This window comes from Bartonella sp. B23 (genome assembly GCF_053793815.1).
In genome coordinates, this window is sequence record NZ_CP200033.1 from 533854 (window position 1) to 557584 (window position 23731).

13 protein-coding genes and 2 pseudogenes are annotated in these 23731 nt (G+C 37.2%); 7 read left to right on the top strand and 8 right to left on the bottom strand.

Annotation, left to right across the window (positions count from 1 at the left end; all coding sequences use genetic code 11):
• Nucleotides 1–21: 21 nt before the first annotated feature.
• The 4 genes and pseudogenes from V4B17_RS02225 (at nucleotide 22) to V4B17_RS02240 (ending at nucleotide 11011) form a co-directional block, all read left to right on the top strand.
• Complete coding sequence (locus tag V4B17_RS02225) at nucleotides 22–8034, top strand: two-partner secretion domain-containing protein (protein ID WP_455479878.1); 8013 nt, start codon at nucleotides 22–24, stop codon at nucleotides 8032–8034.
• Between the two features lie 636 nt (nucleotides 8035–8670).
• A pseudogene (locus V4B17_RS02230) lies at nucleotides 8671–9095 on the top strand (hypothetical protein).
• A 286-nt stretch (nucleotides 9096–9381) separates the two neighbouring features.
• Nucleotides 9382–9660 carry a hypothetical protein gene (locus V4B17_RS02235; protein WP_455479879.1) on the top strand — a complete coding sequence of 93 codons (279 nt, stop codon included), beginning with the start codon at nucleotides 9382–9384 and terminating at the stop codon, nucleotides 9658–9660.
• A 985-nt stretch (nucleotides 9661–10645) separates the two neighbouring features.
• Entirely contained in the window at nucleotides 10646–11011 is a 366-nt protein-coding gene (locus tag V4B17_RS02240; protein WP_409361869.1) for a response regulator, read from the top strand.
• A gap of 321 nt (nucleotides 11012–11332) precedes the next feature.
• Here V4B17_RS02240 and rpsI read toward each other — a convergent pair whose 3' ends face one another.
• Nucleotides 11333–11818 (bottom strand): 30S ribosomal protein S9, encoded by a 486-nt coding sequence (rpsI, locus tag V4B17_RS02245; RefSeq protein WP_455479880.1) that lies wholly within the window; start codon nucleotides 11816–11818, stop codon nucleotides 11333–11335.
• A gap of 2 nt (nucleotides 11819–11820) precedes the next feature.
• Nucleotides 11821–12285 (bottom strand): 50S ribosomal protein L13, encoded by a 465-nt coding sequence (gene rplM, locus V4B17_RS02250; RefSeq protein WP_455479881.1) that lies wholly within the window; start codon nucleotides 12283–12285, stop codon nucleotides 11821–11823.
• A gap of 298 nt (nucleotides 12286–12583) precedes the next feature.
• Here rplM and recJ point away from each other — a divergent pair, with 298 nt between their 5' ends.
• The gene (gene recJ / locus V4B17_RS02255) at nucleotides 12584–14368 is read left to right on the top strand and encodes a single-stranded-DNA-specific exonuclease RecJ (RefSeq protein ID WP_455479882.1); all 1785 of its coding nucleotides are present in this window, start codon (nucleotides 12584–12586) and stop codon (nucleotides 14366–14368) included.
• Between the two features lie 19 nt (nucleotides 14369–14387).
• On the opposite strand, the gene parE is transcribed toward recJ, so the two are convergent.
• The 6 genes from parE to V4B17_RS02285 all read right to left on the bottom strand — a co-directional run bounded on the left by parE (nucleotide 14388) and on the right by V4B17_RS02285 (nucleotide 22122).
• Complete coding sequence (gene parE / locus V4B17_RS02260) at nucleotides 14388–16445, bottom strand: DNA topoisomerase IV subunit B (protein ID WP_455479883.1); 2058 nt, start codon at nucleotides 16443–16445, stop codon at nucleotides 14388–14390.
• A gap of 81 nt (nucleotides 16446–16526) precedes the next feature.
• Entirely contained in the window at nucleotides 16527–17264 is a 738-nt protein-coding gene (lipB, locus tag V4B17_RS02265) for a lipoyl(octanoyl) transferase LipB (RefSeq protein WP_455479884.1), read from the bottom strand.
• A 122-nt stretch (nucleotides 17265–17386) separates the two neighbouring features.
• On the bottom strand, nucleotides 17387–18238 hold the full coding sequence (locus V4B17_RS02270; protein WP_455479885.1) for a TPM domain-containing protein: 852 nt from the start codon (nucleotides 18236–18238) through the stop codon (nucleotides 17387–17389).
• Nucleotides 18238–18879, bottom strand: coding sequence for a LemA family protein (locus V4B17_RS02275; protein ID WP_455479886.1), 642 nt, complete (start codon nucleotides 18877–18879; stop codon nucleotides 18238–18240). The genes V4B17_RS02270 and V4B17_RS02275 overlap by 1 nt, the downstream gene beginning before the upstream one ends.
• A 1076-nt stretch (nucleotides 18880–19955) precedes the next feature.
• Nucleotides 19956–20213: a hypothetical protein gene (locus tag V4B17_RS02280; protein WP_455479887.1), complete on the bottom strand. Its 258-nt coding sequence runs from the start codon at nucleotides 20211–20213 to the stop codon at nucleotides 19956–19958.
• A 1045-nt stretch (nucleotides 20214–21258) separates the two neighbouring features.
• Complete coding sequence (locus V4B17_RS02285; RefSeq protein ID WP_455479888.1) at nucleotides 21259–22122, bottom strand: YopJ/AvrA family T3SS effector serine/threonine acetyltransferase; 864 nt, start codon at nucleotides 22120–22122, stop codon at nucleotides 21259–21261.
• Nucleotides 22123–22724: 602 nt separating this feature from the next.
• On the opposite strand from V4B17_RS02285, the gene V4B17_RS02290 reads away from it, so the two are divergent.
• Complete coding sequence (locus V4B17_RS02290) at nucleotides 22725–23108, top strand: hypothetical protein (RefSeq protein WP_455479889.1); 384 nt, start codon at nucleotides 22725–22727, stop codon at nucleotides 23106–23108.
• 300 nt (nucleotides 23109–23408) lie between these two features.
• Nucleotides 23409–23573, top strand: a pseudogene (locus tag V4B17_RS02295) (phage tail protein); the annotation flags it as partial.
• Nucleotides 23574–23731: the final 158 nt, after the last annotated feature.

Below are 23731 nucleotides of genomic sequence, written 5' to 3' on the forward strand. Positions count from 1 at the left end.
ATAGTTATGGGGAATTAAAGCATGACATATGATAAGAGAGAAAAAAGAACAACTTTGTTTGGAATTTTATTATCCAGTACTATGCTCAAAAAGGTTTTGATAAGCGGAATTAGTTTACCTTTTCTGTTACAATTTCCAGCGGTTCAGGCACAAATTGTTGTGGATCCTAATGTAGGTAGCGCATATCGTCTGGATATTGTGGCAGCGCCAAATGGGGTTCTTTCGATTGATATTGTTACACCAAATGGCAAGGGCTTATCACACAATAAATATTACGATTTCAATATTGGAAATTCTGGCGTTATTCTAAACAATCATGCGGGTAAAGTAGGACAATCACAATTGGGGGGCATTATGCCGGGAAATCCGCATTTGCGTTTTTCTGGTTCAGCTAAGGTCATTTTAAATGAAGTGACAAGTGGAAAACGTAGTGCACTTAACGGTCCTGCGGAAGTTTTTGGGCACAAAGCAGATGTTATTATTGCCAATCCCAATGGCATAACTTGTGATGGTTGTGGATTTATTAATACCCCTCGTGCGACATTAACAACAGGTGTTCCTCAAATTGATGCCGCTGGTTTTCTAAAAGGTTTTGAGGTGAAAGGAGGAGATATCACTTTTGGCCGTAGTGGGGCGAATTTTTTCTCTGGCAAGGGATCGGTTGATATTCTCGATATTGTTTCACGGACTGTACATTTTGAAGGTTCTGTTGCAGGCAGGGAGATTGGAGTAACGGTTGGGACGGGGCACTTTGATTACACTTTTCGTGAAATGAATGGACTCACCGACGTTACCGGCAAACCGGAATATGCGATAGATGGTTCTGCATTAGGGGCTTTGCAGGCGGATCGTATCAAACTTGTTGCGACAGAAAAGGGCGTTGCAGTTCGGATGCGTCATGATATGGCGGCGAATGTTGGGCAGTTGCAGCTTTCCTCTGATGGAAAAATTTCATTGAAGAATGTTTTTGGCCATGGGGGTGTTATACTAAAATCTAGAAGTAAGAACGTAGTAGCAAAGCGCATTATGTCAAAAAAGAATGTTGAGATTGTTGCTCATCAGGGTATCGCTTTAGAAACATTGGGTGCTGATGGCCATTTGATAGCAGATGCACAAAGTGGGATTTTATCTATTATCGGGAAAGCGACGACGGGGAAAAATATGGATTTGTCTTCGCTCCATGGTATAAAAGTCTCTCAACTTTATGTTGGCGCTGATCTGACGTTTGAAACAGGTGGCAACCTTACGGTTGATGGTCATGTGTCAGCTGAAAGCAACTTAAAGGCGCATGTTGGTGGCAATATACAGGCGCATTTTTTAGCTGGTGGGATTGATATGGCTGCTACTGCAGCTGCTGGTGTTATTGTTCTGGGGAAACAGGGCGATGTCGATCTACGAAGTGTGAAGGGGAGCATTGCATCTGACAATATCTATGGGGCGGGTGATATAAAACTAGTTTCTCATGAAGGGATTTTTGTTTCCAAATCGATTTTGTCTTATCACAATGTAGCAATTTGTACTCAACCCGATGTAAAAGCGTCGGTTCGTTTTGGCCAACTTGTGGCTTATGATAAGGCAGATATTAGTGGCTGGACAGTTGCTTTTTCTTCTCTTATGACGGGTAGCGATGCTGTTTTAACGGCTGAGAGTTTTGATGCTGGTACAGTTATTAGTGGTGTAGATTTTGCACGATCTAACGGCGTTACAGGTGATATTGTTCTGCATGATAAAGGATCACTTTCCATCATAGCACAAAAAGGTGCAAAGGTTGGGCAGATTGTCAGTGGTAAAAATATTGATATTTTTGCGGGCAACGAAATTTATTATGATCAGGTCATGGGTCATGGCACTGCAACGCTGACATCAGTGTCTGGAGCGATCAGTATTAAGAATGAGATGTCCATCAGTGGGGATGTTAGGTTGACAGCAAAAACACTAGATTTGAGCAATGACCGTTCTCATATTCACACGCTGCAAACACTGTATTTAATTGCGGATAATATTAATGTATCGGAGAGCACTTTGATTTATGGGGGGCTAGATTTTAACAGCACCAATGCCCTTGAGATGCACCATGCGTCGCTGAAGGCAATTACTGATGAGGGTGGGACTGGAGACATTGTTTTTATTGCTCCAAGCGTTATGGTGGATCAGGACACTTCCATTTTAGCAGCCAGAGATTTCATGATCAAGACGGTGGAGCTTGAAAATAGCGGTCAATTGGCATCGGGGCAGGATTTAGTCTTTAGCGTGACAGGTAATGTGATTAACAATAAAACGGGCTTAATTTATGCAGGGAGCAATGGTGCTCTCAAAGTCAAAGGTGCTTTTTTGAATGATTTTGGCACCATTTTGGCAAAGCATAATTTGTTTTTCGTCAATGCACAAGGCATCGGCAAGAGCCTTTCTTTTGTCAACAAAGCAGGTCTTATTCAAGCAGGTGGAAACTTAACCATAAAAACAAAAAGTTTGAAAAATGAAGCTGATAGTACACCTGTGGTGAACACTAAAAAAATTGAAAGCAAGCACTTTGCATTTGAAAAACCAGATAATTACTCTTCACTTAATGAAGTGGAGCTATTTAACAAAAAAACATTGGATCTTTTGAGCAAAGGGGACATTAATGGTCCTCTCCCCGAACACAGAGAATTTATCTTGGAAGAAGCGATTTTAGGTAAAAAAGAGAGAACCTATGGAAAATTAATTTGGAATGGTAGAACACTTTACAAGGCATTCACCTGGAAAATAGCAGCGGCACATGGAAAAAATCGCATGCAAACGTATGTATGGAATGATTCGTCATACATGACAGAAAAAACTGTTACACAGAGATTTTCACATAAGCCAACTGTTCAAGGTATTATTCAATCTACAGGTGATCTTATTATTCATGCGGATAACATTGACAATTTTTATAGCACTGTGGAAGCGGGGGGAAACAGTAATATTTATGCCGGTGTGCTGATAAATTTAGGTGCAACAACTTATAAAAATACCTATCTAGGTTGCAAAGCAGGTACAGATAATTGCTACGCCTATAATGCGGATGGAAGTCGTAATAGCGCTTTAGATCTAGCAAATGATGCTTTTCGCCATACCGGTTCAGTAGTCACAGATACAGTTTCTGCTCTTGTTCGCGCGGGGGGAACTCTCAATTTGGTGGTTGATCAAATAAACAACAAGGCAGCAGAAGGTTCCATTGCAGGAAGTGCCCATTTTAAAGCAAAGGCGGTTGCGGGTAATCCGCTAGAAGCATTGAAAAGCCTAACAGAATCTGGTGGTGGTTTATTTACCCAGAAAATCAATCGTGACGCTTTTTTCAATGGAAGAGATTTGCCTTTAGCAAAGCTCCAATCGGGTGGAGATGATAGTACTTTTCCCAAACAAAATTTTCTTTATGAAACTCAAACAGATTTCCTTGATGTTAGCAAGTTTTATGGCTCAGCTTATTATTTGAATAGAATTGGTTACAATCCTGATCGGGAGATTTTTTTCTTAGGGGATGCTTATTTTGAAAAGCAACTGATTGAAAAACAATTGCGTGATCTTGTTGGTCAAGGTTTGGGAAAGGGTTCCTTTATTCCTGGAAGTGATGCCATTGAACAGGTAAAAACCTTACTTGACAAGGGGGTTAATTATGTAAAATCCCATCATCTCTCCTTTGGAGAGTCTTTAAGCAAAGAACAATTGACTTCTCTAGAAATTCCTATGGTTATTTATACGCGCCAAAAAGTGAAGGGCATAGATGTTTATGCGCCCGTACTTTATATCCCAGAAAAAGAGAGAGCGTCTTTCATTTCTTCTGGTGCTTTGATAACAGGAAATAATGTGGATCTTATTGCCAAAAATATGAGTAATTCAACGATAAATAATTCAGGGCGAGTTAAGGCATCACACCAATTGTATATCAAGGGTGGCAATATTCTCAATCACGGAGGGCATTTAACTGCCGGTGATAATATTGTTTTGGTTGCTGATAAAAACATTCGTTTTGAAACAGGGTATGCTACCGTAGATAGTATCAAGACAGCATTAAAAACTGATGCAGTTTTTGCAGGTGGTAACGCTGTTGCTAGCGCAAAAAAAGATGTGATAGCTTCAGGAGTGTGTATTACAGCAAGGAGCGGGTTGGCGCTGTCAGCAGAACAGGGCACTTTGTCTGTAGGATCAACAGCTATTACCAACCGTATAGGACAGCGTAATTTTGTTGAACAGTATCCATCAAAAGTGAGTTCTGGAAGCTTGATGGTGCTTTTAGCAGGAAAAGATTTGAATGTTGCAAGTTCTTGTATTCAAGCTCACGATACATTGCACTTACAAGCAGAGGGAAATGTTGTGATGGAGGCTATACACAATAGCATAAACAATAATGCCCATGGTGAAACATCACGCCTAGTGTTGCACAAAACTTCTTATTTGAGTGCTGGAAAAGATATCTCTGTCAAATCCGGACGAGGTATTCATGTTGCTGCTTCTACTTTAAACGCTGAGGGTTATATTGCTCTTGACGCACAAAAGGAAGTAACCGTAGGGGCAAGAAAAGATGAAATGGTGTATCATCTTCAAACTCAAAACATGATAATTGACAGACATGTGTCAGCTTTTGTTGGGGCATCTATCAAAGCTGGGGATGATATTATGGCTATTGCGGGGAAAGATGGAAAACAGCATGATCTCACCATTACGCAGAGCAATATTATCTCTGACGGCAAAGTGGGGCTGAAAGCCAGCAATGATATTCTGATCACAAATACAGAAAATAGCTTACAGCGGGAGGTATCGCTTCACACAACTGGTGGAGTGTTTGGCGGCAGTAAATCAGTTCACAACAATGTTGCAAATGCACAAATAGTGAGCGCAAATATCTCAGGAAGTAAAGGAGCAGCATTGGATTCAGGAAGACATACTCAATTTATTGGATCAGCGCTTGTTGTTGGTATGGCAGAGAAAATGAAAAATGTAACAAGTCAAGACAGTTTGGCTGCTAATATTTCCATTGTATCTGGCGGTAACATTATCATAACAGGAAAGCAGGAGCGGTTTAATCAGCAAAAAGAATTATCAAAAAGTGGATTTTTGAGAAGGCAATCTTCAAACCAATTTCAGAAACAGTTAACAACGCTTTCTTCTGGTTTTATTGCAAAGGGTGATATTGTTATGGAAGCAAAAGAGGATACGATGATTTCAGGGTCAAAACTCTTTGCTGGTCAAGACATTACTGTAACTGGAGCAGGTGTTTCAATCATCGGAATGGAAGAGCACTATAATGTTCAATCAGAAAAGCGTAATTCTGGCCTTTGGGTTGGTGCAAATTCCAGCTCTTTATCACTATGGGGGAGAAAAGCGCAAACACAAACAGACAAAACAGGTGCGCATAAAGTAACTTCAATAGTTGCTGGTGGTACTGTCAACATCATTGCAGAAAAATCAGATTTGATAGTGGGGAGTTCTGACCTTACAGCAAGCAGAGACCTTATTTTTTCTGCTGCGCATGATATTAGTGTTATTGCTGGGCACAAAATCCATTCGATGAATTTTGAAGAAAAGCACTCCGATTTTGGCATTCATTTTAAAGAAAATCGCAGCAATATTCCATTCAGTGTTGGAATTTCTTCATCGATGGACAAAGGACATAAAGAGGAAAATTTTGCGAATCAAGCTGGCTTTGCAGCAGGACGAGATGTGCAGATCAGCGCAAAACATAATGCCCATTTGCAAGCGACAGATATTTTTGCTGATCGTGATGTCAATGTTTATGCAGGCAACGATGTCACGCTGTTGGCAAATCATAATGTTTTTAACGCTAACGAAATGCATGACACTTTGTTTGCAGGGGTTAAAGTTGTTGTCAACGCTGATTTTTTGAGCACTGTAAAGGATATGGAAGATGTAGCAATGCATTTTAAACATGGAGAGAGTAAAGACGAAATCAACAACGGTACTATTGCCAATACCAAAGGCGATGATTTCTATAACAAAGGTAAAAATCTTTACAATGGGATAAAAGGTGAAACAACAAAGGATATTTTTCTCAATACAGAAAATGTTTCCTCTAGCGTTACAGTAGATTTTATATCCTCTAAAATAGAGGCGTCTTCTCATGCCTCAGTGGCGGTAACAGACAAAATAGAAGCTAAACGTGCTGTGAGTATTGAAGCCAACAAAGGGACCATTCATGGTGTTGGAGCAGATGTTATTATTGGTGCAAATTCTGCTTATATCCCAAACAATGGTGAGCATAATAATGAACACAGTAAAGAAATCATTCTGAAAGCAAGACAAAATATCACTCTTGAAAGTGCGCAAAATGTGCAAAAAAGCACAACTAAATCGCGAAGTGCTTCCATAAATTTTGGATACAGCTATGGAAAGGGTGGTATGAGTTTGGTGGGTAACGGTTTTTTCAACCAACAAAAGAAGTCTGACGAGAGCGTTCAACACAAGAATAGCAATCTTTCAGGTACGGGGAATATTCGCATCACTAGTGGGACAGGTACAACATTAAGTGGTGCAGTTGTTTCTGGAAAGAGTATAAAAGCCAACATTGGCGGCGATTTTACCATTGCTAGCCGCAGCGATAATAGTCAAACATTTAACGTTCAGAAATTTGCTTCTGTTCGTCATCATGACGAAGAAAATACCGATACAGCAAACATAAACGGCAATTGGTTAAAAAACAAATCGTTTAGCCATTATGAGAACATTCTGGAACAATCAGGGATTAAAGCTGGTGAGCAAGGCTTTGATATGACTGTTACAGGTAAAACAACTCTCACCAGTGGCATTATTGACAGTATTGCTTCTGCAGATAAAAACACTCTGACAACAGCGACTATAACGACCAGTGATATTGCCACCAGTGCAAAGGCTCAAGCAAACAGCGATGAGATCAGCATTTCAGCGGGTGGAGCATTGCAACAGGGAAAATATGGTATTGCAAAAAACCTTGCAAAAAATGCTTTTAACCACGGAAAATTTCATGATTTAGTGGAGGGAGAAACCAAGTCTGCTATCAGCAATGGTACGGTTATCATTACAAATGAAATCGAACAGGAGGCGTTGACGGGGCAAATAGCCGATCAAAGGATAGCTTCCCTTAATCGCAATACAACTGAAGCTCGTCAGGATATAGAACGGCTGGATGTAGAAAAGCTAGAACAGATAGCTCGAGAAAACCGTGAAATGAAAATACAATTGTTGGAAAAAGGATTTCAATACAGTGATGAGGCTTATAGAACCATGTTTATCAAAGAGCACCCTATCGCTGTTATTGATCGCGATGAAAAGGGAAAGGTTATCTATTTAAAAGATAAAAGGGGGCGGGTTTTTCCTCAATATCATTATTTAACGCCTGAAGAAAAGCAGAGTTTACAGGCAGGATCTGATGGTAAAATCCATATTTTTATAAATGGAATTTTTACTTCGGCAAATAAGGCGGCTGCTTATACACTTCAGCATGCAGACAATAACAATGAACCACACTATTTTGTACACTTCCCCAAAAGCAACACAGTCTTATCAGAGCTTATGATAGCGGGTTACCAGAAATTTATGGAAAATAACTTTTTTGGTTTAAGCAATTCGACAAGGAAAGTGCAGAATTTAGTGATTCTCAATGGCAATGATGGATTGCATTTTGATGCCCATAGCCGTGGCAGCATGACAGTGGGCAACGCTCTGCAATCTCTAGATCAAAAGGGTAAACGCAGGTTAGCAGGAAAAACAACAGTTAATCTTTTTGGACCGGCTTTTAACGCTCAATCCATGGCGGATACGTTAGAGAGATTGAGTGATGGAAAAAAAATGAGTGTCGGTTTAGAAAATCACAAATATGACTTTGTTGGAAGATGGATTGGAAGAAATCCTTATACTTTTGAACAGATACCTGCTGACAGTAACGGGTTAATAGAGACATTCAAAACAATAACTAATCCTGTCAATGTTCATAGTTGTCTTGGAAGTGGAAAACCAAGATGTACGCAGCTCTACGGTTTACCTCATCGTGTACAAATTCATTCGAGAAAAGGAAAATGAAATAAACTTTAAGATTGTGAATGCAATAGTTTTGTTAACTATCATGGATGTCAGTTTAATAAGTCTCCTGTAGAGTACTTTGAATATATGGAAGAAATCTTGTGCAGATTTTTCTGAGGTAATAAAAGTACTGTTAGAATGTAGTTAATCAGCATCGTATGGTTTTGATAAAGAAAATAAAAATCTAATCAACAATGCATGGGAAAGCATTGATGTTTATGTGCTTCAAGAAGGATTCTGCTACAGAGATAAAAAGAGAAGGCGGTATAAAAATTATTTATAAGGTCGAGAACTTTTCCATTTTTCATCCCAGCACTTCTACTCTACAGCGAAGTGTCAAGAAGCACTGAAATAGTATCCACTGTAAAAAATATAAAAATGGTCTTAAATGCCAGACTTAAACCTTGTTGCTGGTAATGATTAACAATCCTTACACTATTTTTTTATGAGAGTGCAAGGTTATTTCCTTCATCTACTATGTGCATTATATCCATAGTTATTTTGGACAGTGGGAACAAAAATATTAGTAGGCTTACCAAGCCATTTCGTTGTAAATAGATCTGTTGAGGGAGGGAGAAAATGAAAAAAATCTTGAAATTATTGGGTGGAATAGCTCTGTTAATTATGGTTTGATGTATTAACCAACCATTCCCATCAATTTCAGCATTATGGGAAAAACCCGGTGCTGATCAACCTAAGATCCAACAAGCATTATCAAAATGTGGATGGAAACGATTTATTCTTCTCCTCAAGATATGGACTCGTATGCGAGTGAATTTGTCTCAATTTATGAGTGCATGAAAAAAGCAGAGTATCGGTATAAATTACAAGATTCAGAGAGAATTTATTTTATATAATCTCCAAAAAATAATTCTTTTTTAGCAAATCTCATGATGGCAGGATATCAGTAGTTTATGGATAATGATACCTTTGGTGTGAGTAATGCAACAAAAAAGGAACGTGATTTGGTAACGCATTTTGAGAATAATAGAAAACATCAACAAATGAAAAAAGCTTTACAAAAGCGATCATCAGCATCACGTACATCTTCAGAAAAGTAATTGGATGAGAAACACGAATGGGTGAAAGAGATAAAAACAATAGCTCTCTTAATTCAAATCCAAGTGAAGTCGTTTAGCTTTCAGATTAGCAATGCTATCATTGACGTTTAGACTGCGTGGGTATATTTGTGTATCATTATGTATTCGATATAAAAAATAGCTTTGCTAACCCACGATGGTTTGTCATCATTAGAATTAGCTATTGATGACTAGCGCATGATGCAGATTTTTATGTGGATGCTTTTTGATTTTATGGTTTATTGAGAGGCGATTTTTTTATCCGTACATGGAAAAAACAGTAGCGTTAGAAGCAAAACCTCTGAACATTGCTTTGTCTGCTAGAAAAGGATTTACGACAGGGGATGAAGGTTTTGTTTTTGACCCGCAGATTTATCTTATTTATCAACATCTTCAATTTCATAAGATTCATGATATTGATAGTTCTGATACTGAGATGAGAAAATTTAACCAGTTTCTCATGCGTGCTAGCAGTCATCAAAAGATGATCGCATCATCTCTTTTTATGTTTAATCTTATCAATGTTATTGTAAAATTATTATTTTAAATATTTACTTTAATTTTGATATTCACTTTTCTTTTATTAAAAATATTTATTGACGTATATATTTTTTATTTATACAAATAAGTTTTAAAATAGATATTCAGTAATATAATAATTATATAATTTTATTTTAATTTAAAAAATAATTCGTTGTGTATATTTTTAATATTTTTTAATTATAAATACTACTATACAAAATATTTATTAATAATCTCATCTATTTATTCTCAATTTAATAAGAAAATAGTATAATAAATATTTACAATGTATCTTCCAGTAAATATAAAAGTAGCACTTTTATCTGATGTTATGAAATAGTCAATAGCTGTATAGATGTTATTGATTATTATTGATAAAAATAATGCGGTTGATAGTATATAGATTAAAAAAGTAAGATTTTTTGCATGCAATTCATATCTTTTCACAAAAACCTTTTAAAAAACAAAGGAAGGAAATAAATGGCGAGGAGAGAGCGGGTATTTATAATAAAATTTTCTATTTTCTAGTGTTGCCACCACTTTTGCATTTTACAATGCGTTAATTGCATTGTGTAATCTATTCTAGAACCTTGTTTAAAATCCATAGACAATTTTTTATTTTGATTTCTTACTGACTAAAGAATCTGTGCATATAAATAATTCCGGAGGAATTATTTTTTTCTATTCAAAATATGTATTTAAGTTAATTTTCATGATCGATATTTTTATCTACGATAAAAATGATATAGGGTGTGAGTTGGTGCTATGAAACTTTACGTGCCAATAAAAAACATGTGATGATAAAGGCCTATGGTTATAAAAACTCTCTTTTTATGAACTGAAGAAGTGCCACATTTAGCAATACAAATATTTGCAAAAAAATGCTTTTATAGGGCGTTATTTCATTTCTTTGTGGTTTACAATTTTTTTTATCATTTTATCCTAGGCTGGGAGGAATGTGTATTAATTTTTATTTGTCTATCTTATCTCAGAAGGGTGGAGTTATATTAATGTCAAAAAAAGTCATGATCGTAGAAGATAACGAACTGAATATGAAGTTATTTCGTGATCTTGTAGAGGCGAGTGGCTACGAAACTGTCGAAACCCGTAATGGTCTTATGGCATTAGAATTAGCTCGTTCATCAATGCCCTCTCTCATTCTAGTGGATATTCAGTTACCTGAGGTATCAGGGATCGACGTTATTAAACAATTAAAAGAAGATGAGGAACTTAGATCTATCCCCATTGTTGCGGTAACAGCTTTTGCTATGAAAGGGGATGAAGAAAGAATTCGTGCAAGTGGATGTGAAGAATATATGTCAAAACCTATTTCCGTCCCCCATTTTATCACAATGGTAAAGCACTTTTTGGACTGAGGATATGCTAAAGAATGGTAAAAAGAGTAAATGAGAGAATTGCAGCTGTATCATGAATATTTTTTGTAAACGGGTGCGCAAATAGATCTGAACTGCTGAAGCACAGATCCTAAATGCTAATCCAAGTATTTCCGATCAACCCCTTTTGAGCACTTACCTATCAAGAAAAAACGAATGATCGTTCTATTCCTTAAATTTTTTTCACGATAAATGAAGAGTAAGCTACTCTGTTTTTTTTAGAAAAATGCTTCGACAAGCAAAAAGCCCCGCAAAATGAGGCTTGATGTATTGCACAAAAGATGTATTGCACAAAAGTTGAAATTAGCGCTTTGAGAATTGAAAAGAACGACGCGCTTTCGCTTTACCATATTTTTTACGTTCAACAACACGGCTGTCACGGGTAAGAAATCCACCTCTTTTCAATAGTATACGAAGTTCTGGCTCGTAATAGGTTAAAGCTTTGGAAATACCATGGCGCACCGCACCGGCTTGTCCAGAAAGACCACCGCCGGCAACGGTTGCGACAACATCGAATTGGCCATCCCTGTTAGTTGCAACGATTGGTTGCCGAAGAATCATTCGCAGAACAGAACGCGCAAAATACTTGTCAAATTCCTTATTGTTAATGATGATTTTCCCAGAGCCTGGTTTAATCCATACGCGAGCAACAGCATCTTTACGTTTCCCTGTTGCATAGGCACGTCCTTGTGAATCAAGCTTCTGGATATGAACAGGAGCGATATTTTCATTAGCTTCTACAATATTTGTTACTGCACCAAGCTCGGAAAGAGAATTAATTTCAGCCATAATCAAGCAATCCTTTTGTTTTTGCGGTTTAAAGCACCAACGTCAAGAGCTTCGGGCTGTTGTGCTGCATGCGGGTGTTGGATTCCAGCATAAACACGTAAATTCTTTAATTGGCGACGACCAAGTGGTCCACGAGGAATCATGCGCTCCACGGCTTTTTCAACAACGCGTTCAGGAAAACGTCCTCCAAGAATCTGTCGCGCTGTTCGCTCTTTGATTCCACCAATATATCCGGTATGCCAATAATATTTTTTATCTGTATATTTTTTTCCGGTAAGAGCTATCTTATCTGCATTGATCACAATAACATTGTCACCATCATCAACATGTGGAGTAAATGTAGCTTTATGTTTGCCCCGTAAGCGGCTAGCAACAAATGTGGCGAGACGACCTAAAACAAGGTTCTCTGCGTCAATAATAACCCATTTTTTCACCACTTCAGTTGGCTTTTGTGAAAAAGTTGCCATAAAAGCATCCTCTATTAAAACCCCTTCATGTTGAGGGTATTTTTTCTTCTTTGCGTTAAAAAAAACTGCTAGCATAGTGACATCTAACGCATACCATATCACTCTGATATAATGTCTTTTGATGTGCGTCAAGAGAAAATAAAAACTTATAAAACAGAGCTTTATATTTGAGGTATTAAAGTACTACGAATTTTGTGATACTTATACAAATTTTAAGCTAGAATGGATATTCCGGAAGAGTGCTTTATTTCTAACTATTGATTGTATTTTATTCGCTTTCATTGTAGAATAAACGGCGATGCACCATTCCCGTTATTTTCTTAATGTTGAATCTTCTGCTTGTGGTCAGGCTTGGTTAGATGCCCTTGATATTCGAGGAATAAATAATGCGCGCGCTATTTCTCAAAAATTTGGTTTTCCAGATACGTTAGCGCGTGTTCTCTCGGCAAGAGATGTTGATGAATCTGAGGCTGTTGCTTTTATCAATCCAACGTTGCGCGATTTAATGCCTGATCCAAAAAGCTTTACGGATATGCAATGTGCAGCAGAGCGCATTGTTAAAGCTGTTTTGCATCAAGAAAAGGTTGCCGTTTTTGGCGATTATGACGTTGATGGTGCTTGTTCATCAGCACTCGTAACACGTTTTTTCCGTTATTTTGATATGGAAATAAAAATTTATATTCCTGATCGTATTGTTGAAGGATATGGTCCAAACGAACAAGCAATGAGAATGCTCGTGCAAGAAGGTGCTCATTTAATTATCACCGTTGATTGTGGAGCAAACAGTCCAGATGCGATAAAAGCAGCAAGACTTGCAGGCGCTGATGTTATAGTTTTAGATCATCATCAAATGTCAGAGGTTCATCAAGAAGCTGTCGCTCTTGTCAATCCTAATCGCCCCGATGATTTTTCTGGACAGGGGCATTTATGTGCCGCTGGCGTTGTCTTTGTTACGTTAGTATGGGTTAATCATTTATTGCGAGAGAAGAAGTTTGGAGGGAAGCTCCCTGACCTTTTAAGTATGCTTGATTTTGTTGCATTGGCGACCATATGTGATGTTGTACCGTTACGGGGTATTAATCGTGCTTTTGTGGTTAAAGGGCTCCAAATTGCGCGTTCTATGCATAATCCTGGAACAGCAGCTTTAACAAAGGTTGCGCGTATAGGTGAGCCGCTTAATAGCTTTCATTTAGGTTTTTTGTTAGGTCCTAGAATTAATGCAGGAGGGCGTATTGGAGATCAGGCTTTGGGAGCACGTTTGCTCTGCTGTGATGATACAGATGAAGCTGATAGAATAGCAGAACAATTAGATCAGCTTAACCAAGAACGCCAAGAAATGGAAGGAATCCAATTAGCGCAAGCAGAGTCTTACATCGATTCCCTTTATCAAGAGCAAAAAACACCGTTGTCACTTGTTATTGCTCATCAAGAATGGCATCCAGGAATTATCGGTATTCTTGCATCACGTCTAAAAGAGCGTTTTTTTTGTCCTGTTTTTGCAATTGCTTTGAAAGAAGATGGAAGTGGAGTAGGGTCGGGACGCTCAATTAGTGGCATAGATTTGGGGGCAATTGTTCGTGAAGCTGTTACATTAAATTTATTAGAAAAGGGTGGGGGACATAGTATGGCAGCAGGGATCACAATCCAATCGACAAAAATTGAAACTTTTCGGGAATGGATGGAAGAAAAAATTTCTTTAAAAGTTTCTGAATTGCGTGCTAAAAAGTCTCTTAGTATAGATGGTTGCCTTTCTGCTGCTGGAGCCAATAAAGCGCTTTTTGATATGATAGAAAAAGCAGGACCATTCGGTTCAGGAAATACAACACCTGTCTTTGTTCTTCCCTCTCATCGATTAATTAATCTGTATGAGGTTGGTAGAGGGCATCTTCGCCTTGTTATGTCTAATATTGAAGGAAAGAAACTGCAAGGAATAGCTTTTCGTGCTATTGGAACATCGCTTGGTGATTTCCTTTCTAAAAATATTGGTGAAATGATCCATTTGGCTGGTAATCTCAGTTTGAATTATTGGAATGGGGCTATCAACCCACAACTACGCGTAATTGACGCAGCAGCAGTGGTTTGAGAGAGATATTCTATAGAAATCATATATCTAAATTAGAAACAAAAGTAGAGTTTTTTTGTATGAATTGAAATCTTGCTTCTGGCTTTGTCCCCATGAGATTTTCTACTATACGTTTCGTTTCTTGCATTTCTATAGCATCGATAGAAACGCGTAATAGTGTACGCTTTTGAGGATTCATAGTGGTTTCTTTAAGCTGTTCAGCACGCATCTCTCCAAGCCCTTTGAAACGCCCAATTTCGATTTTAGTTTTTCCTGTGAATTCCGTTTTTAGTAATTCTTCCTTATGAGCATCATCACGTGCATAAGCGACTTTTCCTTCTTGTGAAATTCGGTAAAGAGGAGGCACGGCAAGGTATAAATGTCCCTGACGAATAAGATCGGGCATTTCTTGAAAGAAGAAGGTAATAAGGAGTGAAGCAATATGAGCACCATCAACATCTGCATCTGTCATAATGATAATACGTTCATATCTTAGATCTTTTTCACGATACTTAGCACGAGTTCCACATCCAAGAGCAAGTATCAAATCACTGATTGTTTGGCTTGAGTTCATTTTTTCGTGTGCGGCACTGGCCACATTTAAGATTTTTCCACGAAGGGGTAAAATTGCTTGGTTTGCTCTATTTCGTGCTTGTTTAGCGGAACCACCAGCGGAATCACCTTCAACAATGAACAATTCAGCACCAGAGGCGGAATTTTGGCTACAATCTGCGAGTTTCCCGGGTAGACGTAATTTATGTACAGCAGTTTTTCGATTTACTTCTCTATCTTGACGTCTTTTAACGCGTTCTTCAGCACGTTCAATAACCCAATCAAGAAGTTTTGTTGATTCTTGTGGAGAAGTTATCAGCCAATGATCGAAAGGATCACGTATTGCATTCTCAACAATACGCTGTGCTTCGATTGATGCTAATCGATCTTTTGTCTGTCCAACAAATTCAGGATTTTTTATGAAGACTGAAAGTACTGCAGCGGTTGAAATCATAACATCATCGGACGTAATGATAGCAGCGCGTTTGTTTCCTACCAATTCAGCGTAAGATTTCAAGCCACGCAAGAGGGCTTGCCGTAGTCCTGTTTCATGTGTTCCACCTTCTCCAGTAGGAATAGTATTGCAGTAAGATTGTATGCAGGCATCACCACCATGCCAAGCGACAGCCCATTCAACAGAGCCATGACCATTACACTGTTTCGTTCTACCAGAAAAAATTTCTGATGTGATCCGATATTCATCTTTTAGTGACGAGAGTAAATAATCTTTAAGCCCATCAGGAAAGTGGAAAATAGCTTTTTCAGGAATATTTTTTGTGCCTTCAAGTATGACAGGATCGCAGTTCCAGCGTATTTTTACACCACCAAAAAGGTAAGCTTTAGAGCGTGCCATCTTATAGACTTTTTCTGGTTCAAAAGCTGCTTTTTCACCAAAAATTTTACTATCAGGATGAAAACGAACGCGCGTGCCACGGCGATTATAAACATCACCCAAATCTTCTAATCCCGATTGCGGAATACCGCGCGAAAAGCGTTGCCGGTAAAGTTTTCGTTCACGTGCTACTTCAATTTCCATATCATCAGAAAGAGCATTGACGACAGAAATTCCTACTCCATGAAGTCCACCAGCAGTTTGATAGGCTTTATCATCAAATTTTCCACCTGAATGGAGTTGTGTCATGATGACCTCAAGAGTGGATTTTTCAGGCATTTGAGGATGATTTTCGATAGGTATTCCGCGCCCGTTATCTGTCACCGTTAAATAACCGTTTTCATCTAAGGATACATCAATTAAGTCTGCATAACCAGCAACGGCTTCATCCATCGCATTATCAATAATTTCAGCAAATAAATGATGAAGTGCTTTACTATCTGTTCCACCAATATACATTCCAGGGCGTAGACGTACAGGCTCTAAGCCTTCAAGAATCCGAATAGAATGAGCGTTATAGCTATCTTCTTTTGTATTATTTTTCGAAGTCATTGCCTCCGAATTCACTGGGGATTGCAGACCTTTTTTCTTTATATTGACCCGAGACTGAACATTATTTAAAATACTGAAAAGATCTTTGCTGTTATCGCTCATGGCGTTTGATTATCCACCTCATAAAGTAAAATCTAATTACAATAGATTTTATGCATTTTTTTCATTTAAAAATCAATGCACTCAGGATACATTAATTGTTGAACCGAAAATTTGTTCGAATGCTTGTTTTAGAGCAATATCAATATCGTACATTGTTACAGGGAAACCTAGATCAAGAAAACTGGTTACACCGTAATTTGTGATTCCACAAGGAACAATTCCTGAGTAATGCGCTAAATTAGGATTAACATTGATGGAAACTCCATGAAAGCTTACCCATTTGCGTACACGAATGCCGATAGCAGCGATTTTATCTTCGGGAGAGTTTCTGTTTTGTGTCGATGAGCAATGAGATCGTTTAATCCAGACGCCAACTCGATCTTCGCGACGTTCACCTTTAATATTAAATTTCGCAAGCATTTGTATGATCCATTCCTCTAATGCACCAATAAAAGCACGGATGTCTTGTTTTCGACGTTTAAGATCAAGCATAACATAAGCAATACGTTGTCCTGGGCCATGATATGTAAATTCACCGCCACGACCAGCCTCATAAACGGGGAATAAATGGGGAGTTAAAAGATCTTTTTTATTCGCACTTGTACCAGCTGTATAAAGAGAAGGGTGTTCAAGAAGCCAAACTTGTTCACGTGCATTTTTTGCAAGAATGTTTTCTACACGATCTTGCATATAACGCAGTGCTTCAGGGTATTCAATCAAGTTATTACTTATTTTCCATTCAATTGGTGGATTATCGGGGATTGTTTTAAAGTAATGTGGTAAGTGATTACGATCGGTATGTTTCAATTCAAATGCCATGAGCAATATTTATTTTTGTGTTTGAGTTTATGTTGTATTTAGTAAAAGGATTACAGAGTAAGATATGAAATTTTGCATTAAAATTAATATAATATGGTGGTGAATTAAAGTTTGCACTCATTTTACCATCTTCCTGTCGCACCACCACCACCTGAAGATCCACCGCCACCTTTAAATCCTCCGCCTCCTGAATGACCGTCAAATATTCCACCAGAACGTCTGCTGATAGCATTTAAACTTAAAAACCAAGGTGTGAAAATGATACCCATCCAAAGATATTTTTGTGGCCCCACCTTTTTACCAAAAATCATTGCAAGAATGGGTAAACTAACCATTATAAAAAAGATAAAAAACATAATTATATTGATTGCTATTTTTTCTTTTTCAGACTTTTTCTTTTGTTCTTCAATAACTTTAGCTTTCATCTTGATTCTAAAAGAAAAATCAGAATCATTTTCTGTAATAACTTTGATGATTGCATGAACTGCTTCGACAATTCCTTTTTGATAATTTCCTTCACGGAAATTTGGAAGAACAAAGTTATTAATGATAACTGCGGAAATAGCATCCGTTAACTCTCCTTCCAAACCATAGCCCACCTCAATACGCACTTCACGCTCGCTCGGTACAATGACGAGTAATACACCGTTATTGATCTGTTTTTGACCTAATCGCCATGCGCGGAAAAGAGAATTGCTGTATGTCTCTATATCGCTTCCTGAAAGGGTAGGGAGAGTTACAATAACAATTTGATCTCCCGTTTTTTCTTCAAGTACAGCCAGTTTTTCTGTTAAATTTTCCTTTGTTGCATTATCAAGCAAATGAGCTACATCGTTGATATAGCCGGTTAACGGAGGAAATTTGGTCTGCGCGTAAGTGATACTTTCCAATGCAACGATCAAACATAAAGTGTAAAAAAGAGCCCATAAGCCCGGAAAAACACTGCGTTGTATAGAACATTGAAATGATTTCATTAATTAAAATTCACCTTTGGTGTTTGTTGATTATCGGCATCAATAGTAAAAGTAGGCATAGGTTTAGCATCACGAAACCATAGCTTTGCCCAGATCAGTGTTGGCATTGTTTTTAGTGTCGTATTGTATATACGTACTGATTCGATATAATCACGGCGCGCAACAGAGATACGATTTTCAGTTCCTTCTAATTGTGATTGAAGAGAAAGAAAATTTTGATTTGCTTTGAGGTTAGGATAGTTTTCGACAACAGCCATAAGACGCGAAAGTGCGCTTGACAAATTTGCTTGATTGTCAAGATATTGCTGCATAATTTGCGGGTTATTCAACATATCTGCATTAATGTTTACTTGCATTGCTTTGGCACGTGCTTCAATAACATTAGTAAAAACAGTTTTCTCATGATTTGCGTAGGCTTTTACAGTTTCTACGAGATTGGGAATGAGATCTGCACGGCGCTGATACTGGCTCAATACTTGACTCCATGCTGCGTGTGCTTTTTCTTCATTTGTTGGTATCGTATTAAATCCACATCCACTTAAAAATGGCAAAAATATTAAAAAAATAATGATTGAAAACTGCCTTAACATTTTAATCATAGGATAAGTAATTATAATTAAATTGGTTTGTGCGTTTAGCATAAAAATATCTCCACAGCTATTTTATTATTATATAGGATGCATTTTCGCAGTAATAAGGTATTTTGAATTTCATAAATACATATTTTACGAATCTGATATTCATATGATTTTTTAGATGGTTTAGCGTATTTAAATAGTTAGATGATATTTAAATAATAACATAGTACCATCTTATAAATTATTAATGTCAATTATTATTTCTGAATATTGTCTTATTTTCAACTATTTCTTTAAACATTACTTAATTCCTATTGATAAAGATAAGGCTTGTGATGGTATGGTACTGCTTAAAATTTTGGCTATGTGCTATAAAGTTTCTTCACATAGAGCTTTAAAAACCATTTTGTCTGACAGTGTTATGTTTATGATATTGAAGTGCTTTTTATTTATCGTTTCTTCATTGATTTAGGGAAGAAAATAGCAACAGAACTGCATCATAGCGTTTTGCTAATCATTTTCAGGAAGGGGTAGCATCAGCAAAGCGGGATCTAAAACTTCATTTTAATTTATTAAAGTTTAAAAGTACAAGAGATTAACCCATAGTTCAGTTATACAGAAAGAACGAGGAATAATTGGTGACAATATATGTCTTGGGAGAAAACAAAATATCGATATTAATAGCGATAGACAGACAAAAATATGAGAAAATTTTTAGTAGTGCAGCTTATTGTAAAAAGGGGATTTTACTCCTTGCTGCGCTCACTAAGATGCTTTTTTTCTCCATTTTGTTAAGGAATACTGAATCATTCCGGTTGTTTTTTGTGAGAGGGCAGTGCAGTGGATACCACATCAGATTTTTCTAGAAGATAATTAGTATCTTCGAGGATTTTGAAATTAAGTGACTCAGCAAGATCTTCATCAATGTATTACGGATTAAAGACCAACACTTTAAAGCCGAAAGGCCCTAAACGTTCTAGCGTTGCTTTTCTTATTTTACCAAAGCCAATCAATCCAATTTTTTCTGCTTTGAACTGAATGCGTTAAGATTGTTCTTTTGCCATGTTTTTGCTAAATCATTATGTCTAAAGACCTGTCTGCAGCCCTCTAAAATTATGGTCAATGCAGTACTAGCCACTCTATCTATACAATAAAGGGTTATTAGCAAATTCTACCTCATGCTTTTGGAGCGCTTCATAGTCTACTTGGTCATAATCAATGTCAAGTCGTACTGCTATTTTACATTTATGCAATTTTAAAGCCGTTTTTTCTGTTATTTTTGCACGCCAGATTAACAGGGTATCAAGTTTTTCTAAAATGTCATCAGGAAAGGTATCTTCATTTAAAGAGTTGAAAAAATAAAATTCAGTGTCTAAGTCAGCCATCGCAATTTTCATTGCATTCTTTCTCTATAATCGATAACCATTAAATCCGTAAAACTTTCTCTATTATTTAGTGATGAAATTGCAGGAGCTGAATGGTACATTTTCATATCATTTAGCAGTGTGTTCTTCCCTTGTTTCCTTTCAAAGTGATCTCTTTTATTTTTCTTTGTTTTCATCATTAATATATAGGATGTACCACCTTACAATATTGTGATGGCACAATCATGTGCATACTGATGAATGCATGATCATATTTATGACATCTTTAGGTCTATGTTTCCTTTTAATTCCTTTTTTGATGCAATATGGAATTGGTGCACAAAAATATCCTCCACGTTGCTTTCTTTGTTTTTATACACAAAAAACATTAAGTGTGTTTTTAGTGATGCTGTGCAATGCAACGCCCAATGATACCACATTTAGTATTTTTAGCAGTTTTATTCCAATTCCATCCACATAACATTTGATTTCATAATTCCAAAAAGATTTTATCATTTAAAAATTCTATCGTTTTGTTGGCAATATTCACAACAAATCTGCCAAAATACCCCCATCTTTTTAGATATTACCTTTTTGCATGTAAGAATCGGTCAGGTATACTTATCCTAATTCCTCCTTGGATGGGCTAAGTCAGCCACATCATATCGCTCTGATGTTGGCTTTTTCAAAAGTTATGTGAATAAATCTATTTTATTTTAGCTCCTTAGCAATTTTTATCTATCTTTGCAAAGATGATCACCATCATTTTTTATATTGATTCTTATTATAATTTTTAACATATAACTCCCAAAATTAAGATAAATCTATACCATTATTTAAGTGAAACTAATGTGTATGTTTATGTAATAAAAATTAAGTAGATCGGTATTTTCTTTGTTGTGCTTCAAGACTTGTGCGGGGTACAAATGTTTTGGCTATGTGGGGAGATTATCAGTAAGGATGATTTGTTTTCGGAAACCGATGGAACGTAATTAACAGATATCTCTGGATTACAACAAGAATAATGTGAAATTATCGCACAATCATAAGGATATCAATTTAACAAAGATTTACATATTCATTTCGTCAGTGATTTATATTCATAAATCCTTTTTCTATGTGGAGAAATAGATAGTTTTTTATCATTTACTACAGTTGAGTTATTATCAAATCGTTCAAAAATATTTTCATCTCTCTTGTTAATGATTTCATTTTCAGCTCCTGGATTTGATTTTATATATTTATTGAGACGATTTATACTCTGCGTATGTTTATAAAAAGTAACAGGGAGATACCGATCCAACTTATCATAAGGTAAAAAAGGAGTATCTAATTCATACAAAATACCGTCAGTATTATCTCTATGTAGTTTTTCTAATTTATCAGATTCGAGATAAAGCTTTTTAGCTAAAGCCAAACTAAAAATTCCACATTCATAGGAGCTTCGTTGAATATTCATTTCCACTATAGAAAAATAGCAATGAGGTAATCGATATTTTTCAAAAGCTGTTTTTGCCATTACTGCAAAAATTCCTAGTGCTGTATGATTAAATGTTGCAGATTCAAAAAGTATCAAAGATGTCTTATTGCCAATAACTCTGTGATCGATTACTACGAAATGAATTCCTTCATCCCTTATGTTGGCTATAAACCTAGAAGATTGAGTTCCATCACTGATCGCACTTTTTATTGAGGTGGCAAGATCCTTGGGCGTTGCAGAAAATTTAAGTCTCATCGGTGGATATTTTTGATTCGCTCGTTCTACTAAGGCAGGCATCATTCTGAGATCTGTTTTTGCATCATCAGTATAGATCCAATCACCATTAGCGATATTACTCTCTAAACGTGCAATAATACTCTCTAACTCTTCGTTCTCAGGTATAGCACTGTTTTTTTTAAATGAATCACGGACTTTATTTAGTAAATCTACCAGTTTCGGCATATACTAATTTCCATATTTAAAATCATCATTAAAGGGTAATTTCACATTGTGACTAAAAAATGTTTTTCTTCGTCTCTTTTTTGCCATCTAGGATGAAGAGATAAAATTGTTTTTTGTAATTAAGCTGCTTATATTTTGCCATAACTTGCACATATCTTGAGTTTATTCAGTTAATCGCCTCTTTATCAAGCTTGGAGCACCCAGTTGTGATTTTTATGTAAGTTAGCGATGGTTAGCGGGCTTCAGGCCGCTTACTAGGAACAATGGCGGTAGGACTTTATGGGAGTGTGCGCTGCGTCTTTTACGCCTGATAACTTTATTTGTGGATGCCAGTGGCTTATGGTCTCTGTTTCTGCGTTCACCGCTTATTTTTGTTCGATATGGACATTCATAGAAGTTGTTGGGGGGTAGCATTACCTCCGTGGGGGGGTGCTGTTTTTACCTCGATAGGGACTCTGATTGCAGATGCTATAGCCGTTATTGTTGCAGCTGTTTTTTTCTTATGGAAATATTAGGATCGTTTCTCTTTCTTTGTAAAAGGTTTTGCGCAGGGAATAAAACACGCTTTTTGTCGTGCTTTTGAATCGTCATGCGCTTTTTTTGTGCTGATACCGCAATTATCACCAAGCGGAAAAATATTACTGCCGCTGCTTTTGATTTTTCTCAAGCTTGGCAAAATTCAAACAAGGACCTGGTTTAGTTCTCCAGTTATTTCAAGGATTATGGGACAGATTTTAAAAAGCTTTTCCAATTTTTGGCAATGGCTGGATGTTTTTTCTCAAGAAAAGTTCTCTAAGGATTTCAATGTTGGTATGAAACAAGCAGAGCAGGAGTTTGCCAATTGGATTGTCGATGGTTTTATTACCTTTATCACGAAGTTGAGCTATTTTTTTGCATCATTTTCAGTGAACAATCTGAAGCCGGCTATTCCTCTCCCGCTTGTAAAAAGATTACGGCTGAGTACTCCAAGCTTGATAAAAAGGTGATCAACCTTGCCAATCTACATCAATATATGGACTTATCAGTATTGATTTATCGGATCTTTTCCATTTGTCAAATTGGCTTGGAGGGGGCAAACAGCCGTCCAACCCATTGTGCAATTTTCGTGAAGTCATGACAAACATGCTCCTAACATATAGATAAGGGACAAAGACTGCTTCACCATCACACACAGTCAAAAATGTCACGGTGCATATTTATGGTGCGCGTGATCCTGTTACGACAGGGCGGTCCGTTAGTGCTGCGATTCAACGTGCACAAGCCAATGCACTCCATGGAGGGACAGAATGAATGATCCCTTTATGATGCTAGGACCACATCAATTGTATGTCGATTGGCTCAATTTTTAATCGTTTGAGGAGGAGTTTTTAGCTACATGGGTTTCAATGGCACGCTTTGGGAGGGCGTCGAGCTTGCAGTTTACAGGCTATGGCAGTGATCCTAAAGTCATCCCTGATCGCTCAGGGGAGATGTGATCAATTTTTTCAGAGTTTTGCAACGCCATTATCGGCCTTTTATGGATATGCTAAAGTTCCAAATCAGCATCCGTTAGGCATTTCAACGTCTCTCACGGCAAGAGCAAAAGGATTTAACCGATTTAGAGCGTGTT

Coding starts and splice junctions, on each gene's coding strand:
- rplM (WP_455479881.1), bottom strand. CDS start 12,285: ATGGCAACTTTTTCACAAAAGCCAACTGAAGTGGTGAAAAAATGGGTT.
- recJ (WP_455479882.1), top strand. CDS start 12,584: ATGCACCATTCCCGTTATTTTCTTAATGTTGAATCTTCTGCTTGTGGT.
- V4B17_RS02270 (WP_455479885.1), bottom strand. CDS start 18,238: ATGAAATCATTTCAATGTTCTATACAACGCAGTGTTTTTCCGGGCTTA.
- rpsI (WP_455479880.1), bottom strand. CDS start 11,818: ATGGCTGAAATTAATTCTCTTTCCGAGCTTGGTGCAGTAACAAATATT.
- V4B17_RS02275 (WP_455479886.1), bottom strand. CDS start 18,879: ATGCTAAACGCACAAACCAATTTAATTATAATTACTTATCCTATGATT.
- V4B17_RS02285 (WP_455479888.1), bottom strand. CDS start 22,122: ATGCCGAAACTGGTAGATTTACTAAATAAAGTCCGTGATTCATTTAAA.
- lipB (WP_455479884.1), bottom strand. CDS start 17,264: ATGGCATTTGAATTGAAACATACCGATCGTAATCACTTACCACATTAC.
- V4B17_RS02225 (WP_455479878.1), top strand. CDS start 22: ATGACATATGATAAGAGAGAAAAAAGAACAACTTTGTTTGGAATTTTA.
- V4B17_RS02235 (WP_455479879.1), top strand. CDS start 9,382: ATGGAAAAAACAGTAGCGTTAGAAGCAAAACCTCTGAACATTGCTTTG.
- parE (WP_455479883.1), bottom strand. CDS start 16,445: ATGAGCGATAACAGCAAAGATCTTTTCAGTATTTTAAATAATGTTCAG.
- V4B17_RS02240 (WP_409361869.1), top strand. CDS start 10,646: ATGTCAAAAAAAGTCATGATCGTAGAAGATAACGAACTGAATATGAAG.
- V4B17_RS02280 (WP_455479887.1), bottom strand. CDS start 20,213: ATGAAAATTGCGATGGCTGACTTAGACACTGAATTTTATTTTTTCAAC.